Source organism: Pseudomonas taiwanensis, assembly GCF_013393345.1.
GTDB lineage: Bacteria > Pseudomonadota > Gammaproteobacteria > Pseudomonadales > Pseudomonadaceae > Metapseudomonas > Metapseudomonas resinovorans_C.
In genome coordinates this window covers 1-15,391 of sequence record NZ_QJRF01000071.1, presented here as the reverse complement: position 1 = coordinate 15,391, position 15,391 = coordinate 1, and the positions used below count along the sequence as shown (strand labels likewise).

Genomic DNA, 15,391 nt, shown 5'->3' with positions numbered 1-15,391 from the left:
AATCCAGTGATCTTAGGCAGCGTGGGCCAATCGCCGCAGCCAACTGTGTCGCGACGAATACCCACCACTCATGGCGGATGATGATTCAGTGACATGGAATGTCCGAATCGGCCCTTGTGGCAGTCCGTTGCCCGCAGTATCTGTTGCGCCTCCATTTCTTCCACAAGGACTGTCCATGAACGAGCTGTTGCACAGCCTGGACTGGGTGCTGCCCCTTCGCAGCGATGCGCTGACCCCGGTGATGCGTTTCTTCACGCTGCTGGGCTACGAGAAGTTCATCCTGTTCTTCCTGCCGCTGGGCTACTGGGCCTGGAACCGCGGTGTATTCCTGCGCCTGCTGGTGCTGGTGGCCGTGACTGCGTTGATCAACGCCTGGCTCAAGGATTACTGGCAGGACCCGCGTCCGGACATCGCCCTGCGCATGGACCATGAGGTGGGCGATAGCTTTGGCCTGCCCAGCGGCCATGCGCAGATCGCCGTGGTGATCTGGTTCTGGCTGGCCTTCGAGCTGCGCCGCGCCTGGGCCTGGGCGGTCAGTGGCGTGGTGGTAACAGGGATCATCTTCAGCCGGCTCTACCTCGGCGCCCACGATGTGGAAGACGTGCTGGGTGGCTCTCTGCTGGGTATCGGGACCTTGCTGCTGTTCGCCCAGGTGCGGAACTGGAACTGGTGGCGCGAGGCTCATGGGCTCTGGCACCTGGCGCTGATCCTGCTGGTGTTCCTCGCCGCCTGGCTGACCTGGCCGGGAGTCGCACCCAGCTATGTGCCGCTGCTGGCGGGGCTGATAGTCGGTGTGTTGTGCGGCTATCGCCAGTTCGCGTTTTCCGCTGAGATCGCCGTCTGGCGCCGCTTGCTGGCTGCGGCCATCGGTGCGGTGAGCTTCATCCTGCTGCAGAAAGCGCTGAAGCTCGCTGGCGCTGCCTGGCCGCTGGACCCGCAACTCTGGCAGGGCCTGCGTGGGCTGGTGATGGGGTCGTTCGTGGCAGCGGCGATGCCCTGGGTGCTGGTGCGCATGAGCTTGCTGGAGGCCGTTCGCAAGCCGCGGGGCGAAGCAGTGGCCGAACCGGTCGCCTGATGACCGCGAGGTGAATGTCGGACGGCGCGCTTAGCTGCGCCGTTCGACGATATAGCGCGCCAGTGCGCGCAGCGGCTCGGCGGTGTCGCCGAGATTGGCGGTAGCGCGCAAGGCCTGGTCACGCAGTTCCAGCGCATAGGCCTTGGCGTTATCGAGGCCGAGCAGGGAAGGGTAGGTGGGCTTGTCGTGGGCCTGGTCCTTGCCCTGGGTCTTGCCCAGGGTAGCGGTGTCGCTCTCCACGTCGAGGATGTCGTCCTGCACCTGGAAAGCCAGGCCGACGGCGCGGGCGTAGATGCGCAGTGCCGCCAACGCCGCCGGATCGGCACGGCCACTCGCCAGGGCACCGAGGCGCACACTGGCTTCGATCAGCGCGCCGGTCTTGTGCCGGTGCATGGTTTCCAGCGCCGCCTGGTCGAGCTTCAACCCTACCGAACCCAGATCGATCGCCTGGCCACCCACCATCCCGGCGGGACCCGCGGCCTGACCGAGGCTGGCGATCATCGCCAGGCGGGTTTCGGCGTCGTGCGGATTGCGTTGGGCGTCGGCCAGCACTTCGAAGGCCAGCGCTTGCAGGCCGTCGCCGGCGAGGATGGCGGTCGCTTCATCGAAGGCTATATGGGTGGTGGGCTGGCCACGACGCAGGTCGTCGTCGTCCATGGCCGGCAGGTCGTCATGCACCAGGGAATAGGCGTGGATCAACTCCACCGCGCAGGCGGCGGCATCAGCGCGCGCCACGTCGCCACCCAGGGCTTCGCAGGCTGCGTAGACCAGCAACGGGCGCACACGTTTGCCGCCGTTCACCACGCTGTAGCGCATGGCCTGGTAAAGACGTTCCAGCGGAGCGAGCGGGGCGATGAACAGCTCGGCGAGGGCCGCGTCCACGCGTTCCTGGCAGCGAGCCTGATAGCTGGAAATCATGCTTGTTCGTCCGCGTCGAAGGGCGCTTCTTCCAACTGGCCATCACGCTCCAGGAGGATCTGCACCTTCTGCTCGGCCTGGTTCAGGGAGGCCTGGCATTCACGGGTCAGGCGGATGCCCTGCTCGAAGGCACTGAGGGAGTCCTCCAGCGAAAGCTCGCCGCTTTCCAGGCGTTCCACCAGGGTCTGCAGTTCGGCGAGGGACTGTTCGAAATCGGGGGCGGCTTTCTTGCGGGCCATGTTGCTGTCTCGCGGCGGTCGAATCGGGCGCGACACTAGCAGAGGCGCACCTTGCGGGCAAATGAAGGGGGCGGATGGTTGCTCCGCGTGGGCGGGATTCAATTGTGGGGGCGAATTCATTCGCAAAGCAGCCCGCAGGGTTGCCCGACCGCCTCAGGGGAACGCTGCGCGTTCCATCGCGAATGAATTCGCCCCCACAGGTAGCCCACCCTACAAGGGAGTCCGGATCAGGTAGCAGCCCGTAGGATGTGGTGGAGCGGAGCGATACCCATCACGACGATATCGATGGGTATCGCAAGCTCGCGGAAGGCCGCCCGACCCATCCTACAAATGCAGCCGCGCCAGCCAGGGCCGAATCAGGCGGCGACGAAGTAGTAAGTCGTCATCCCCGTCCCCACCGCAATCACCAGCCACCTCAACCACCGAGTCGGCAGTTTCCGCGCAAGCGCGCCGCCTGCATAGCCGCCGCAACTGGCCGCGCCCAGCAGTACCGCCAACTCGCTCCAGCTCACCCTGCCAGCCGCCACGAAGGTCACCACTGCCACGCTGTAGATCGTGCTCGACAGCAGGTTCTTCAGCGCATTGGCGCGCAGCAGCGGATGGCCTTCGATGGAAAAGGCCGCCAGTTGCAGGATGCCCATGCCCGCGCCGAAGTAGCCGCCGTAGATGGCCACCAGGCTGTGGGACAGGTGGCTGGCGAGTCCGTGGGGAGGCAGCTCACCCGCGCTGCGCTGGCGGTTGATCAACTTGCTCAGCCACGGACTGGCAGCGAACAGCAGGGTCGCGGCCAGCAGCAGCCAGGGAATCAACCGGCGAAAGGTTTCGTCGCCACCCGCCAGCAACAGGAGGCCGCCGCCCAGCCCACCCAGGAGCGACACCACCACCAGCGGTACCACGTAGCGCCCCAATGGTCGCAGCTGCTCGCGCGCCGCCCAACTGGCGGCGAGGCTGGCAGGCCACAGGGCGACGGCATTGGTGGCGTTGGCGGTCACCGGTGGCAGGCCGGCCGCGAGCAGGGCGGGGAAGGAGAAAAACGTACCGCCGCCAGCAAGGGCATTCATGCCGCCGGCGGCGAAGCCGGCGACCAATAGCAGGAAGAAATCGTGGAGGCTCATGTTCGCGCGCAAAAGGCGGCAGGTTACCCCCGGGAGTGAACGGTGGCAAAGGACGGGCGAACGGTCGACCGCCCTTTTGGCCGCCGACCAGTGAGCCGAATCGCTGATAAATGGAGACGCGCATTTTCGCGGGAGCAGTATGCTTTCACTAACTCGTATGGGGCGGGGGCGGTAAGCGAAAGGAAGCCCACTCCACAAGCCTTCTCGGGCAGTAACTGCGGAAGGTGACAAGGCAGAGATCCACGCTTTAGCGTCAGGCCGGAACCGGGTTCAGTCGTCCCGATTCCGGCCTCTTTCATTGCGCCTTCGGATCATCCGCCAGCAGCGCAAAACCTTCGCGGTTGTCGCTGACGATACGGAAATGTTCGCTTTGTCCGACCTCCACGTGGGCGGCCTTCTCACGACGTAGCCGGCCCTTGGAGCAGAGTGTGTCGTCGGTTTCGTCGATACCGATGCCGACGATGCGATCACCCGGCGGTACCTGGAAGCTGGCAACTTCGCCTATGCCGATGCGCGCCGCCAACTGACGATCCACATGGACGGCGATGTAGCAGCCGCTGCCCAACCCGCCCATGTCGCGGTTCACCACGATCTGCCCACCGCCCTCCACCGGCTGCTGGAACGCCAGCAAGCGGTCGGCCGGAACCGGGACGATGTGTTGCGGCTCGGCCCGGTAGGACGAGCAACCGGCGAGCAGCAACAGGGAAACAGCGGCACAGGTCAGACGCATGGAGCCCTCCTTGGGCGGAGCGAACATCGAGCAATGCTGGAACTCTAGTGGATGGCTCCGGCTTTGCCATGGAAAAGACCGGCGCGGACATCAACGCTGGCCCGCGGCATCCTCCGTCGGCAACTTCTTCAAACGGTAGGCGAGCGCCGGGCGGGTCATGCCGAGCAGGCGTGCGGCTTCCGAGACATTGTTCTGGGCACGCTTCATCGCCCCCTGCATCAGCGCCTCTTCGACCGTGTCCAGGCTGACGCCGCTGTCGATCAGGCGCTCCACCCAGTCGGGCTCGACACTCGGCGTCGCTTCCACCAGCACTCCGTCACTGGAGAGGCCAATGCTATGGGCCTCGTGGGAGAGGTGCGGGAAGAGCGCATCCGCGCTGATGCTCTGGTTGGCGTCGGTGATGATCACGCCACGCTCGATGAGGTTCTCCAGTTCGCGGATATTGCCCGGCCAGTCGTAGCGCATGCAGGCTTCCAGGGCCCGGTCGGAAAGTCCCAGGGTGGTCTTGCCGTACGCGGTGTGCAGGCGTGCGAGGAAGTGCTCCACCAGCAGCGGGATGTCTTCCTTGCGTTCGCGCAGTGAGGGAATGAATACCGGATAGACGTTCAGCCGGTAGTAGAGGTCGGCACGGAAACGGCCTTCCTTCACGGCCTTGGCCAGGTCCTCATGGGTAGCGGCGATCACGCGGACGTCCACCTTGCGCGTCTGCGAGTCGCCGACCCGTTCCAGCTCTTCCTCTTGCAGCACCCGCAACAGACTGGCCTGGGCGCGTGGCGTGAGTTCCACCACTTCGTCGAGGAACAGGGTGCCGCCGTTGGCCCGCTCGAAACGGCCCATGCGTGACTGCTGGGCGCCGGTGTAGGCGCCGCGCTCGACACCGAACAGCTCGGCCTCGATCAGGTCCGGCGGGATGGCGGCACAGTTCAGGGCCACGAAGGGGCCGCTGGCGCGTTCGCTGCGCAGGTGCAGCGAACGCGCCATGACTTCCTTGCCGACGCCCGTCTCGCCCAGCAGCAGGACCGAAGCCTTGCCTGGAGCGACCTTGTCGATCAGCGTGCACGCCTTGCGATAGTGCGGCGCCTTGCCGATGCCGTAGTACTGACCGGCATCCTGCTGCAGGCGCTGGCGCATGTTGGCGACCTGCACCTGCAGGGCCTGGAGCTCTTCGATGATGGGGTCGCACTGGAAGTAGCGCATGAACGCCTCGGCGTCCTCCCATTCCTCCACCGGCTTACCGATGATGCGGCAGCGCGAGTCACCGCAGCCGCGGCAGCTGACCTCCTTGTAGAGCACCTGGCGACCGAGGAAGAACGACGAGTAGCTGATGGCGTAGCCGAGCAGGGTCCAGCACACCGGCTGGTCGGATGACATGCCTTCGGCGCGGCAGTTCTCCACCTCGTAGGAGTTCTGCCATTCGAGGTCGGCGTAGAACTGGCCGTTCTCGATGTCGATGTTCATCTCCAGCGGGTTGACCTTGACCATGCCCTTGAGCGAGTGCAGCTGCGGGCCGGTGAGGAACATCTCCACCGCGTCAGCATCGGGGCGCAGCTTGCGTGCCAGTTCGGCGTCCTTCAGGCCGGACTGGTAACCCAGGCGCAGGAAAAATCCCTTCGCGCGTTCTTCGCCAAGCATGTCCACCAGCTCGCGGCGGAACGAGCCCATGGCGGCGGACTGAAGCAGGAGCATGCGCTGCTCGTCGAGCCAGATCTTGCCCTCGTTGCCGAGGAAATGGACCCGGTCGGTCAGGTCTTTCAGCGTCGGGCTGTGCTCCGACGCCTTGTAATCAACTTTCATCGTGTTGCACCCCAGATTGTTCTTGTACGGGGAGGTGGCGAACCACCGCTCAGGCGGGCGGTCTGGACGGTTCGACCGGGCGGCCGATGGACGCAAGGGGGGCCGCGCTCTTTTTTCTAAGCGGCCTGAAAGCCAGTGAAATGTCAATCGCCGTCGAGAACGGGGTAAGGCGGATTGGTGATTTGCTCAAGTGCACGCCGGCGATTGAGCAAATGGTGAAAAGCCTTCAGGCAAATTCCCTTGTTGTCGTGGCTTTCCGAAGTCGTAGTTGTCGATAAAAAACCATTAATAACAATACCTTGCGCTTATTTGTCGGGAGGATTCCAGGCCCTGGCACAGGCGTTGCTCTAGCCCTGGCAACCCGCCCATGGAGTTGCCTTGCATGAGCCAGCAACAGACCCGCTTCGATCAACTGCCGCGTTACGTCCGGGTGCGCAGCGAGCCCGACGCCACCTTCGTCGAGTTCGACTTCGCCATCGGCTATCCCGACCTCTTCGTCGAGCTGGTTCTGCCGCGCGCCGCCTTCACCAGCTTCTGCGAGCAGAACCGGGTTCAGCACATGGATGCGCAGATGGCCGAAGCCATCGACGCCGACATGGAGAAGTGGCGTTACGGCGAGAGCCGCGATCAGGCCGATTGATGGCCTGACCACGACGCGCCGACCTCCCCACAACAACAAATACAGGACGCCCTGCATGAGCATCGAGATCAAGACGGCAACGGCCGAACCGATCCGCCAGACCTTCAGCCACATCCGCCGGCGTTTCGGCGACAAGCCTGCCAGCCGCTACCAGGAGGCCAGCTTCGACATCGAGGCCGCCACCAACTTCCACTACCGCCCGCTTTGGCAGCCGGACAAGCTGCTCAACGACGCCACCCGCACCGCCGTGCGCATGGCCGACTGGTACGCCGTCAGCGACCCGCGCCAGTTCTACTACGGCGCCTACGTGCAGACCCGCGCCAGGATGCAGGAGAACGCCGAGCACGATTACGCCTTCTGCGAGAAGCGCAACCTGCTGGCCAGTCTCGATGCCGCCAGCCGCGAGCAGATCGCCCGCTTGCTGCTGCCCCTGCGCCACGCGGAACTCGGCGCCAACATGAACAACAGTGGCATCGCCGCCGATGGCTTCGGCACCAGCCTGACCCAGCTGCACATGTTCCAGGCCATGGACCGTCTCGGCATCGCCCAGTACCTGTCGCGCATCGGCCTGATGCTCGACGACGGCGGCACCGACCTGCTCGCCGAGGCCAAGCACCAGTGGCTGCAGGACCCGGCCTGGCAGGGCCTGCGTCGCTACGTGGAAGACACGTTGGTAGTGCGTGACTGGTTCGAGCTGACCCTGGCACAGAACCTGGTCAGCGACGGCCTGCTCTTCCCGCTCATGTTCCACAAGTTCGACGAGCAGCTCTGCGCCCAGGGTGCCGGTCAGGTGGGGATGCTCACCGAATTCATGCGCCTCTGGTTCGCCGAGACCCAACGCTGGGTCGATGCCCTGGTGAAAACTGTCATCAGCGAAAGCGCCGAGAACCGCACGCTGGTGGAAGGCTGGGTCGGCCAGTGGCAGGCCCGTGCCCTGGAAGCCCTGGCGCCATTGGCTGACATCGGCCCTGGCAGCGTTGCCCTCGACACTGTGGCCGGCGAGTTCGCCGCCCGCCTGAAGAAACTCGGCCTTGCAGGAGCCGCGCAATGACTTCCCTCGTCTACATCGCCTTCCAGGACAACGACAACGCTCGCTACATAGTCGAGGCCATCGTCCAGGACAACCCCCACGCAGAGATCCAGCACCAGCCGGCCATGATCCGCGTCCAGGCCGAAGGCCGCCTGGAGATCAACCGCGCCACGGTGGAGGAAAAGCTCGGCCGCGAATGGGACGTGCAGGAAATGCTTATCGACGTCATCACCCTCGGCGGCAACGTCGAGGAAGACGAAGACCGCTTCGCCCTGCACTGGAACTGAACCCGCGCATAACGACAAGAATCGGGAGAGCCACCATGGCCGCCAAACGCCTGAACCAGAAAGACAAATACCGCTGCCTGACCCGCGACCTTGCCTGGGAGCCGAGCTACCAGAGCAAGGACGACATCTACCCCTACGAGCGCTTCGAGGGCATCAAGATCACCGACTGGGACAAGTGGGAGGACCCCTTCCGCCTGACCATGGATGCCTACTGGAAATACCAGGCCGAGAAGGAGAAGAAGCTCTACGCCATCTTCGATGCCTTCGCCCAGAACAACGGCCATACCAACCTGTCCGACGCGCGCTACGTCAACGCGCTGAAGCTGTTCCTCTGCGGCGTGACCCCGCTGGAGTACCAGGCCTATCAGGGCTTCGCCCGCGTCGGCCGGCACTTCGGCGGCGCCGGTGCACGGGTCGCCTGCCAGATGCAGGCGATCGACGAGCTGCGCCACGTGCAGACCCAGATCCACGCCATGAGCCACTACAACAAGCACTTCAACGGCCTGCATGACTTCGCCCACATGCACGACCGGGTGTGGTTCCTGTCGGTGCCCAAGTCCTTCTTCGAGGATGCTCGCACCGCCGGCCCGTTCGAGTTCCTGACGGCCATCTCGTTCTCGTTCGAGTACGTGCTGACCAACCTGCTGTTCGTGCCCTTCATGTCCGGTGCCGCCTATAACGGCGACATGGCCACCGTCACCTTTGGCTTCTCGGCGCAGTCCGACGAAGCCCGGCACATGACCCTGGGGCTGGAGGTGATCAAGTTCTTGCTGGAGCAGCACGAGGACAACGTGCCGATCATCCAGCGCTGGATCGACAAGTGGTTCTGGCGCGGATACCGCCTGCTGACGCTGGTGGGGATGATGATGGACTACATGCTGCCGAACAAAGTCATGTCCTGGGCCGAGGCCTGGGAGGTGTACTACGAGCAGGCCGGCGGTGCGCTGTTCAAGGACCTGGAGCGCTACGGCATTCGCCCGCCGAAGTACGTCGAGCAGACCACCATCGGCAAGGAGCACATCAGCCACCAGGCCTGGTCGATTTTCTACCAGTACAGCCAGGCCACCAACTTCCACACCTGGATTCCCACGGACGAGGAACTGGACTGGCTCTCGGCCAAGTACCCGGACACCTTCGACCGCATCTACCGTCCGCGCTACGAGCAGTGGCGCGAGATGCAGGCACGTGGCGAGCGCTTCTACAACAACGCGCTGCCGATGCTCTGCCAGATCTGCCAGATCCCGCTGTCCTTCACCGAGCCGGACGCGGATACGACGCTGAGCCACCGCAGCGTGATGCATGGCGGCGAGCGCTTCCATTTCTGCTCCGACGGCTGCTGCGACATCTTCCAGTACGAGCCGGAGAAGTACGTCCAGGCCTGGCTGCCGGTGCACCAGATCCTCCAGGGCAACTGCGGCGGCGCCGATGTCGAGGCGGTGGTGCGCGACTACTACAACATCGCCTTCGGCCAGGACAACTTCGACTACCAGGACTCGCCCGAGCATCAGCGCTGGCGAGAGTGGCAGGGCGACAAGCCCGTCGACCTCCCCAAGGCCGGCTGAGTCCACGGCGGGCACCGCGTGCCCGCCTTCCACCCCATTACAAGAAGGACAGCGTCATGCCCGTGACTGCCATCGGCGCCTATGCGGCGCAATCCCTGGACCGCCAGGAAAACTTCAACGGCCTGCAACTGGTGTACCTCTGCTGGGAACGCCACCTGATGTTCTGCGCCCCCTTCACACTGCCGCTGCCGCCGGACATGCCCTTCGGCGACTTCATCGAGAACGTGGTCAAACCGGCCATCGCAGCGCACCCGGACGCGGCGAAGGTGGATTTCGCCAAGGCCCTCTGGCGCCTCGATGACGTCGACTTCCAGCCCGACCTGCAATCGGGCCTGGCCGCCAACGGCATCGGCCACAAGAGCCTGCTGCACCTTTCCACTCCCGGCCTGGATGGCCTCAACGGCAGCTTCAACTGAGGAGGTCGCCATGAGCTACCAGGTCACGATCGAACCCACCGGCGAACAGATCGAAGTCGAAGAGGGCCAGACCATTCTCCAGGCCGCCTTGCGCCAGGGCGTCTGGCTGCCCTTCGCCTGCGGCCATGGCACCTGCGCCACCTGCAAGCTGCAAGTCCTGGAAGGCGAGGTGGACATCGGTGCCGCCTCACCCTTCGCCCTGATGGACATGGAGCGCGACGAAGGCAAGGTGCTGGCGTGCTGCGCCATCCCGCAGAGCGACCTGGTGATCGAGGCCGACATCGACGTCGACCCGGACTTCGCCGGCCACGCCGTGCAGGATTACCGCGCAACGGTGATCGCGCTGGACGACCTCTCGCCCACCATCAAGGGCCTGCGCCTGAAACTGGATCGCCCCATGGATTTCCAGGCTGGCCAGTACATCAACCTGCAGATCCCCGGCATCGAAGGCACGCGCGCCTTCTCACTGGCCAACCCACCGAGCCGTGCCGACGAGGTGGAACTGCACGTGCGCCTGGTCGAGGACGGCCAGGCCACCGGGTTTATCCACAGCGAGCTGAAGGCGGGCGATGCGCTGGAGCTCTCCGGCCCCTACGGACAGTTCTTCGTGCGTGGGTCGCAGGCTGGCGACCTTATCTTCATCGCTGGCGGCTCGGGGCTGTCCAGCCCGCAATCGATGATCCTCGACCTGCTGGAGCAGGGGGACACGCGGCGCATGACCCTGTTCCAGGGCGCCCGCACCCGTGCCGAACTCTACAACCGCGAACTCTTCGAGCGCCTGGCCGAAGAGCACGAGAACTTCACTTACGTGCCGTCCCTCAGCCAGGCTGCCGAGGATACCGAGTGGACCGGTTTCCGGGGGTATGTGCACGACGCGGCGAAGAAGCACTTCGACGGTCGCTTCACCGGCAACAAGGCTTACCTCTGCGGCCCGCCGCCGATGATCGACGCCGCCATTACCGCGCTGATGCAGGGGCGGTTGTTCGAGCGCGACATCTTCATGGAGCGCTTCCTCACCGCCGCTGACGGCGCCGGCGAGAGCACCCGCTCAGCCCTGTTCAAGCGCATCTGACCCGCTTCATCCGCCGCTCCGCGCCACTCGCGCGGACGGCGGCTCACGCCCATAAAAACAAGAAGGTATTGCTGATGAGTGCCAAACTGCGTGTCCTGTCCTGCTGCATCCTCGCCGCCCTGGGCCAGGTGGCTCACGCCACCGAAGGCGGCGGTTCCACCTACCCGATGGGCGCCGAGAACTACATGTCCGGCGCCATGCCGCCGCCCGGCTTCTACGGCCAGGTGTTCTCCACTCACTACGAGGCCGACACCCTGCGCGGCAACGACGGCGACAGCCTGCCGGTGGACTTCCGCGTCCGCGCCAGCGTCATCGCCCCACGCCTGATCTGGGTGAGCGAGCAGCAACTGTTCGGCGGCAACCTGGCCTTCGCGGCGCTGTTTCCCTTCGTCGACCTCAAGGTGGAAGTGAACGGCCAGTCCCAGAGCAAGAAAGGCCTGGGCGACATCATCTTCGGCCCGGCACTGGGCTTTCATCACACAGACAAGCTGCACAGCATCTTCGCCCTGGACTTCATCGCGCCTTCGGGCGAATACGACCGGGGCGACCTGGCCAACATCGGGCGCAACTACTGGACCGTCGAACCGGTTTGGGCGATCTCCTACATCGACCCTGCCGGCCTCAACGCCAGCGTTAAGCTGATGTACGACTTCAACCAGGAAAACCCCGCCACCGACTACCGCTCCGGTCAGGAATTCCACTTCGACTACGCCGTCGGATGGGGCCTCGGAAATGGCTGGGTGCTGGGCGTGGGCGGCTACTACTACCGCCAGACCACCGGCGACCGCCAGGACGGCGACCGCATCGACGACAACAAGGGCCGCGCCTTCTCCATCGGCCCGTCGATCATGTACAGCAACAAGGACGGCTGGTTCCTCACCGCCAAATGGGAACAGGAAACCCAAGTGCGCAACCGCGCGGAAGGGGATGCCTATTGGCTGAAGCTGACCGTGCCGTTCTAGGTCAGGGCAGGCCTGCGGTCTGCTTGGCAAATGAATTCGCCCCTACAAAAAAAGCGGAGGCACGCTTTCGGAAGCACTGCTTCCGGTGCCGATGAACGCCTGAGCGTGAAGCGACAAGGCCGGGGCGCAGAGCGGGGGCCGGGGTGCGGGTGGCTTCAGGCCGGCTGGGAGGGTGGATAACGCTCTTTTTATCCACCCTCGCAAGTGCCGGAAAGCGATTTCTGATTGGTAGGAGCGAGCTTGCTCGCGAACAGCCCCATGGGTAGCTGCGCTGCCCTTAGCGAATGAGTTCGCCCCTACAGGGCTTTGACCTGGGAGCCGCCGACGAGCAGCAGGCCCAGGGGGGTGGTAAGGAGAGCACGCATCACCAGCTCCCGTAAGGAATGCCGAAGCGTTCGATATAGCGTTTGGAAGCGTCCGACTGGGGATAGTAGTGACCGCCTGATTTTCCCAGATGTGGCCCCAGTGGCTCCACCTCGGCCTGGGCGCGGGCCACCTTGACCGACCGGTAGCAGCGGTTATAGACCCAGACCTGGATGATGCCTCCCGGCGCCAGGCCCAGGTACAGCGTGGCATCGTAGCTTGAGACCCTGTGGGGTTTCTCCGGGCAGCGCCAGGCCACGGAGTCACGCATGATCTGCCGCGCTTCTTCCGGGATGTCCACCCAGGCGCGGTAGGTCTGCGGCTCGACGATGGACTGCCAGCGGACGTAGATGCGCTGGGGCAGGTCGGCACCGACCACTGCGACGCCAGGAGGCCCCGCCCCATGCCAGCCACGAGCGGCTTCGGTGCCATCTTCCGGCTCCCCACCTATCGCCGTGCCGCCGCCGGTATGGCGGAACAGCCGGCCGTGGATATCGACGACCGCGCTGTCCTCGACCCAGACCTTCATGTAGTTGGGCTGGGCGAAGCCCAGGCTCCACCAGGGATCATGGGGATCATTGGCGCCGGAGAGTGGGTCCATGGCCTGGCAGCCGCTGACCAGCAGCAGGCCCAGCAGGGTAATGAGAGCGCGCATCACCAGCTCCCGTAAGGAATGCCGAAGCGTTCGATATAGCGTTTAGCCTTCTCGCTGGGCTTGTAGGCATAGCGTCCCTCGTTACGTCCCTGGTCCGGCCCGAGGGGCTCCACCTCGGCCTGGGCGCGGGCCACCTTGACCGACCGGTAGCAGCGGTTATAGACCCAGACCTGGATGATGCCGCCTGGAGCTAGGCCCAAATAGAGCGACGCTCGGTAACGTGAGACTCTGTCTGGCTTCTGTGGGCAGCGCCAGGCAATGGAGTCACGCATGATCTGACGCGCTTCCTCTGGGATGTCCACCCAGGCGCGGTAGGTCTGCGGCTCGACGATGGACTGCCAGCGCACGTAGATGCGCTGGGGCAGATCGGCGCCGACCACCGCGACGCCGCTGGGGCCGGCGCCGCCCCGCCAGCCGCGGGCGGCTTCGGTGCCATCCTCCGGCTCATCGCCAGCAGCAATGCCGCCGCCGGTATTCCGGAACAACCGACCGCGGATATCGACGACTGCACTGTCCTCGACCCAGACCTTCATATAGGCCGGATGAGCGAAACCCAGGCTCCACCAGGGGTTGTGATCGTCATGAGCGCCGGAAAGCGGGTCCATGGCCTGGCAGCCGCTGACCAGCAGCAGGCCTATCAGAAGAAAATGGCGCATCGAATCAGGCTCCTGTGCTAGGCATGGGGGTGACGCACGCGCCGGCCATCGGCGGTGGGGGCATTGATGAAGGTCAGGGCGACCCCCGTGCGTGGGGTCCGGCCCTGCAGGCTTACAGGCGGGTTCCAGTGGGCCGAGCAGTGGATGTAGTGCAGTCGCAACAACTGCTCTTCGGCGGGGGTGGTGCTGTAGTCGTCTCCCATGAATCGGTTGCAGAGCGGCTGGAGTTCAAGTGGCAATTGGGTGTCGGAGCGGTCAGGGATATCGTCGAAGTTCACGCCCTTTTGCCGGGCCAATTGATGCATCAGCCGCAGGTAGACCCGCGACAGTTCGCCCCGCACGGAGCGCTTCAGTTGCAGGGCGGCATAGACGCGTTTGCGTGGAGGGGCCAGGCGGTCAGTCGGATCGAGTGGCAGCGGCCGCGCCTCGGGGGTAACGATGGTCAGCATGTGGGCTGGCCAGCCTTTGGCCAGCCAGGCGTCCCGGGCCCGCTCGGCATCGCGGTGGATGGAGGTGCTGCGCACATCGGTGTGCAAGGGGACGTCCAGCGCCTGCATGGGGCTGACCAGCAGGGTTTCCTCTGCTTCGGCCAGGTAACCGCCCCCAAGGTCGGCATGGACGCCAGGCAGAACGATTTCGCGGTGCTCGGGCTCGGTGCTGTTGAGGGCGAAGTTGGCGCGGTATTCGTCCCGCGCCACCAGGTGCACCACTGTCGGGAAATGGGCAGGTGCCAGGTAGAGTTGCAGGCCTGGGGTACTGGCACTGCGCACATTGCCCAGGTTGGCAAGGCCAGCGGTGGAGGCCACGGTGTCGAACAGGCCGATAACGGCCACCTGCACTCCTTGCCCGTAGCGGCCGCTCAGGTCGTGGCTGAAGGTGCCGCTGGTATCGGGGAGCAGCATGCCCAGGGGGCCATTGCGGCCCTTGGCGATCTGGTTGGCGAAGTGCCGGGCCGCTGCTGCGCCTCGGCTGAAACCGAAGATATCGAAGGTCAGCGACTCAATTTCATAGTCGGTGTTTTCGTCGATGAAGTCGTAGCAAACCCTTCGGATATCCTTAAAGGCCTGCTGCACCTTTCCCGCCACACCAGTGGCGCCACGCCCAGTGCCTGCGCCGAACAGACTGTCCTCCTCACCCACGCGGGTGCCGCTGCCCTCGACATAGATACGTCGATAGCCCTGTTTGGCTGTGGCCGGCAGCTTCTGGGTTTCGGGATACAGGTCATGGAGCAGCCTGATATTGGTCACGCCATTGCCATAGCTGCTCTCCGGGTCGCGCATATAGGGCTTGCAGCTGGCGTCCAGGTCGTCCTCGGTGATGGCGTGCTGGGCGCCGCAGAGTAGGCCCAGGGCGGCGTTGGCGGCATTGTTGTAGGTGCCGTCGAAGAACACGCCGATGCGTAAGGCGATGCGAAGTTTGGCCTTGGGGGTATGCGTGAAGGGCTTCCAGTCGGGCGGTAGCTTGGGCTCAGCGGGAGCGGGCGGGGCGGAAACCGGCGCGCCAAACCAGGCCAGGTCGTCGGCCAAGGAGGGCCGTTTTCCGCTCAGGGGCTTGAATGGACGCCGGCTGATCAGCAGCCAGTCGCCGCTGCGAACGTGCTCGAGAATCCGGTTCCGACAGTATTCCTCCTGTCTGTCGTTGGGATCGATGCCGCATTCGCTGAGCAGTCGCTCGAGCCCGGGTAGTTGCCAGGGCTCGTCCAATGCCCGATCGACTTTGGAGACGGCGAAGAAAGGATCCTCCACCTGGTCCTCGTTGACGGGGTCGAAGATCGACCGTTTGACCAACCTGTCCATTGCGCTGTGCTTCCTGTGAGGCTCCATGGTTGAGGAGCGAGGCTTGCACAGGCGTGATGCCCTGGCGGCGTGATGCGGGCT

The 15,391-nt window shown here is 64.6% G+C and carries 16 protein-coding genes; 8 read left to right on the top strand and 8 right to left on the bottom strand.

The annotated features are described in order from the left end of the window. Window positions 1-175: 175 nt before the first annotated feature. Window positions 176-1,075, top strand: coding sequence for a phosphatase PAP2 family protein (locus DM872_RS24380; protein WP_179061841.1), 900 nt, complete (start codon window positions 176-178; stop codon window positions 1,073-1,075). A 30-nt stretch (window positions 1,076-1,105) separates the two neighbouring features. On the opposite strand, the gene ispA is transcribed toward DM872_RS24380, so the two are convergent. The 5 genes from ispA to DM872_RS24355 form a co-directional block, all read right to left on the bottom strand. Then, a complete protein-coding gene (gene ispA, locus DM872_RS24375; protein ID WP_179061840.1) occupies window positions 1,106-1,993 on the bottom strand; it encodes a (2E,6E)-farnesyl diphosphate synthase in 888 nt (295 codons plus the stop codon). Beyond that, on the bottom strand, window positions 1,990-2,232 hold the full coding sequence (locus tag DM872_RS24370) for an exodeoxyribonuclease VII small subunit (protein ID WP_179061839.1): 243 nt from the start codon (window positions 2,230-2,232) through the stop codon (window positions 1,990-1,992). The genes ispA and DM872_RS24370 overlap by 4 nt, the downstream gene beginning before the upstream one ends. Window positions 2,233-2,588: 356 nt before the next feature. Beyond that, the gene (locus DM872_RS24365; protein WP_179061838.1) at window positions 2,589-3,347 is read right to left on the bottom strand and encodes a sulfite exporter TauE/SafE family protein; all 759 of its coding nucleotides are present in this window, start codon (window positions 3,345-3,347) and stop codon (window positions 2,589-2,591) included. Window positions 3,348-3,642: 295 nt separating this feature from the next. Next, complete coding sequence (locus tag DM872_RS24360; protein ID WP_179061837.1) at window positions 3,643-4,077, bottom strand: 3-isopropylmalate dehydratase; 435 nt, start codon at window positions 4,075-4,077, stop codon at window positions 3,643-3,645. 90 nt (window positions 4,078-4,167) lie between these two features. Beyond that, entirely contained in the window at window positions 4,168-5,871 is a 1,704-nt protein-coding gene (locus tag DM872_RS24355; RefSeq protein ID WP_179061836.1) for a sigma-54-dependent Fis family transcriptional regulator, read from the bottom strand. Window positions 5,872-6,253: 382 nt separating this feature from the next. Here DM872_RS24355 and DM872_RS24350 point away from each other — a divergent pair, with 382 nt between their 5' ends. The 7 genes from DM872_RS24350 (at window position 6,254) to DM872_RS24320 (ending at window position 11,840) form a co-directional block, all read left to right on the top strand. Then, a complete protein-coding gene (locus tag DM872_RS24350; protein WP_179061835.1) occupies window positions 6,254-6,511 on the top strand; it encodes a phenol hydroxylase subunit in 258 nt (85 codons plus the stop codon). Between the two features lie 55 nt (window positions 6,512-6,566). Next, a complete protein-coding gene (locus tag DM872_RS24345; RefSeq protein WP_179061834.1) occupies window positions 6,567-7,562 on the top strand; it encodes an aromatic/alkene monooxygenase hydroxylase subunit beta in 996 nt (331 codons plus the stop codon). Further along, a complete protein-coding gene (locus tag DM872_RS24340; RefSeq protein ID WP_179061833.1) occupies window positions 7,559-7,828 on the top strand; it encodes an MmoB/DmpM family protein in 270 nt (89 codons plus the stop codon). Before DM872_RS24345 ends, DM872_RS24340 begins: the two co-directional genes overlap by 4 nt. 35 nt (window positions 7,829-7,863) lie before the next feature. Next, on the top strand, window positions 7,864-9,390 hold the full coding sequence (locus DM872_RS24335; RefSeq protein ID WP_179061832.1) for an aromatic/alkene/methane monooxygenase hydroxylase/oxygenase subunit alpha: 1,527 nt from the start codon (window positions 7,864-7,866) through the stop codon (window positions 9,388-9,390). Window positions 9,391-9,446: 56 nt separating this feature from the next. Further along, entirely contained in the window at window positions 9,447-9,806 is a 360-nt protein-coding gene (locus DM872_RS24330; RefSeq protein ID WP_179061831.1) for a phenol hydroxylase subunit P4, read from the top strand. A 10-nt stretch (window positions 9,807-9,816) separates the two neighbouring features. Then, window positions 9,817-10,878 (top strand): NADH:ubiquinone reductase (Na(+)-transporting) subunit F, encoded by a 1,062-nt coding sequence (locus DM872_RS24325; protein ID WP_179061830.1) that lies wholly within the window; start codon window positions 9,817-9,819, stop codon window positions 10,876-10,878. Window positions 10,879-10,952: 74 nt separating this feature from the next. Further along, window positions 10,953-11,840, top strand: coding sequence for a SphA family protein (locus DM872_RS24320; protein WP_179061829.1), 888 nt, complete (start codon window positions 10,953-10,955; stop codon window positions 11,838-11,840). A 364-nt stretch (window positions 11,841-12,204) separates the two neighbouring features. Here DM872_RS24320 and DM872_RS24315 read toward each other — a convergent pair whose 3' ends face one another. From DM872_RS24315 to DM872_RS24305, 3 genes are read right to left on the bottom strand one after another with little or no spacing between them, the layout of a single operon-like run. Next, a complete protein-coding gene (locus DM872_RS24315) occupies window positions 12,205-12,858 on the bottom strand; it encodes a DUF2931 family protein (protein WP_179061828.1) in 654 nt (217 codons plus the stop codon). Further along, window positions 12,858-13,514 carry a DUF2931 family protein gene (locus DM872_RS24310; RefSeq protein ID WP_179061827.1) on the bottom strand — a complete coding sequence of 219 codons (657 nt, stop codon included), beginning with the start codon at window positions 13,512-13,514 and terminating at the stop codon, window positions 12,858-12,860. Before DM872_RS24310 ends, DM872_RS24315 begins: the two co-directional genes overlap by 1 nt. 17 nt (window positions 13,515-13,531) lie before the next feature. Then, entirely contained in the window at window positions 13,532-15,310 is a 1,779-nt protein-coding gene (locus tag DM872_RS24305) for a phospholipase effector Tle1 domain-containing protein (RefSeq protein WP_179059740.1), read from the bottom strand. Window positions 15,311-15,391: the final 81 nt, after the last annotated feature.